The sequence below is a fragment of the Candidatus Cloacimonadota bacterium genome, from assembly GCA_034661015.1.
Lineage (GTDB): Bacteria > Cloacimonadota > Cloacimonadia > JGIOTU-2 > JGIOTU-2 > JAYEKN01.
In genome coordinates this window covers 4,726-7,233 of record JAYEKN010000004.1, presented here as the reverse complement: position 1 = coordinate 7,233, position 2,508 = coordinate 4,726, and the positions used below count along the sequence as shown (strand labels likewise).

The 2,508-nt window shown below is 33.2% G+C and carries 3 protein-coding genes; all 3 read left to right on the top strand.

All coding sequences use genetic code 11. The features are described 5' to 3' along the window. Nucleotides 1-249 (top strand): SUMF1/EgtB/PvdO family nonheme iron enzyme (locus U9P79_00070; GenBank protein ID MEA2103029.1); only part of this gene is annotated, 249 nt, incomplete at its 5' end. Between the two features lie 141 nt (nucleotides 250-390). Continuing rightward, the gene (gene avd / locus U9P79_00065; protein MEA2103028.1) at nucleotides 391-738 is read left to right on the top strand and encodes a diversity-generating retroelement protein Avd; all 348 of its coding nucleotides are present in this window, start codon (nucleotides 391-393) and stop codon (nucleotides 736-738) included. After that, nucleotides 738-1,826 carry a reverse transcriptase domain-containing protein gene (locus U9P79_00060; GenBank protein MEA2103027.1) on the top strand — a complete coding sequence of 363 codons (1,089 nt, stop codon included), beginning with the start codon at nucleotides 738-740 and terminating at the stop codon, nucleotides 1,824-1,826. Before avd ends, U9P79_00060 begins: the two co-directional genes overlap by 1 nt. The last annotated feature ends 682 nt before the right edge of the window (nucleotides 1,827-2,508 follow it).

The following is a 2,508-nucleotide window of genomic DNA, read 5'->3' as shown; positions in this document are numbered from 1 at the left end:
GGAATGTATAATGGACAAACAATTCAGGGCTTTTCTACTACAAACAGCCCGTCACCTTTTGGCGTTTACGATATGGCTGGAAATGTGTGGGAATGGTCAGATAGCTGGTGGAGTGATTCTTCTTCCGGCCGTGTCTTCCGCGGTGGTGGTTGGCTCAACAACACAAGCAACCTGCCTTCTTGGATTCGCTACAACATCAATCCGACTATTAGCGACTACAATGTAGGTTTTCGTTGTGTTCGTCCGTAAGTACTTTCATCGTTACGCTTTGTGCTGTTATGCTTTTACGCTTTTCTTTTGCTTCTTTTTTTAAAAGAAGAAGGCGCGGCGAAATTTTTTTATTCAAGACCTTCAAGGTTTTCAAAAACCTTGAAGGTCAGAGGAATATGAATGAATGAAGTAAAGATATTACCAGCGTTGTATGATTTAATCGTCTGGTTTTCACCAAAATTAAGTAATTATCCCAAGAAGTATAAATACACGCTTGGCGATAGGATATTAAGCATTAAATTAGATATTTTAGAAAATATCATAGATGCCAAATATTCCGGCAAAAAGAAATCTTATTTTCTTCGGAAAGCAAATTTGCAATTGGAAAAATTGAGATTCTTAATTCGCCTATCTAAAGATTTGCAATGTATATCTATCAAGCAATATGAACAAACAGCAAAAAGAATAAATGAGATAGGTAAGATGGTTGGCGGCTGGGAAAAGCACAGTAAGATGAGAAATAAGTAATGGGCAAAAAGAACAAAAATATCTATCACCAAATAACTGCTTTTGAGAATTTATGGAAAGCAGCCAGAAAAGCCAGAAGAGGAAAAAGATATAAAAATGAAGTTTTGGATTTTGAATATAATTTGGAGAAGAATCTATTTCAAATAAAACAGCAATTAGAAGAAGAGAATTATATTTTCGGGAATTACTATCATTTTACGATAATCGAACCAAAAGAAAGGGAAATCTATGCCGCACCTTATCGAGATAGAGTAGTTCATCACGCTTTATGTAATGTTATCGAGCCGATTTTAGATAAAGCGATGATATATGATACTTATGCCTGTCGTATAGATAAAGGAACTCATAAAGCTTTGGATAGAGCACACAAATTTTTACGAACAAATAATTGGGTGCTGAAAATGGATATAAAGAAATATTTTTTTACGATTGATCATAATATTCTTTTGGCAGATATACATAAGAAAATTCGTGACGAAAAAGTAATGAATTTGATCAGTAAAATATTAGACACTTATAAAAGTGGTTCAGAATATTATTTTTCATTTCCCGAAGATGATCTTTTTGATTATGGAAGATACAGAGGTTTGCCGATCGGAAATTTGACCAGTCAGTTATTGGCAAATTATTTTCTGAATAAGCTGGATCGTTTCATCAAGGAAAAGTTAAATTTCAAACATTATATTCGCTATATGGATGATTTTCTGATTTTTTCAAAAGATAAGGTTAGATTAAAACATGCATTTGAGAAAATATTAACTTTTTGTAATTCAAAACGCATGAAACTACACGATAAAAAATGTCAATTATTTCCTGCTAAAAATGGTGTCAAATTTCTTGGTTTTCATTTGTATAAAAATAGGCGTAGAATCTTAAGAGAAAATATAAAACGATTTAAAAAGAGATTTAAGAAACGATGTGGAGAATATTCAAATGGTGAGCTTGCTTGGGAAAATTTGCTGATGTCTTTGAATGGTTGGTTAGGATATGCTGGTAATAAAAATAATAAAAAAATAATCAATCGTATTCTGCGGAATATTGAGTTTTCGCATCCGGAAAAAGATATAAAGGCAAATTTTATATGTTAGTATATTTACAAAGGGATAGGTCGTTAATTCTTCCAACCGTGTCAAACGCGGTGGTAGTTGGAACAACAACACAAACAACCTGCAATCTTGGAATCGCAACAACAACAATCCGACTAATAGCAACAACAATGTAGGTTTTCGTTGTGTTCGTCCGTAAATACTTTTTGTTAGCCGGAATTTTATCTGCAAAAGCAGTTAAAAGAGTGCGTGAAAGTACAGACTTGTTCCTGCTCGAAAGGGCAAAGATGATTAAGAAAAGGGCAATTAGTAGGTTTCGAAAGTTGTCCTTTGTTTAGAAATGTTTTGCACTTAACAAAAGTATAAGTGCTCAGATTGAAAGAAAAGCAAGAAGAGCACACACGCTCGAAACATTATATGCAATTATCATCTCCCTTTTTATCTTTCTTAAAAAATGATAAAAAAATCTTTGCGAAAGTTATCTCCAAAAGCGATCTGGAAATGTTCATCAAACCTTTAAGACAAAAAAACCAGTATCTTTCGCAAAGATTTTTTTTATCAGGTAAGTCGGGGGTTAATGAGAAACATAAGCTATGAATTTAACCATTTTATCCTTAGATTCGCCCATGGCGAAATGGTTTAACCCCCGTTTTTAAGTGGACTCATCCTATTAGATTAATTTTCCATAAAAGTTTACAGATTATTTCCAAACCGTATTTATCAA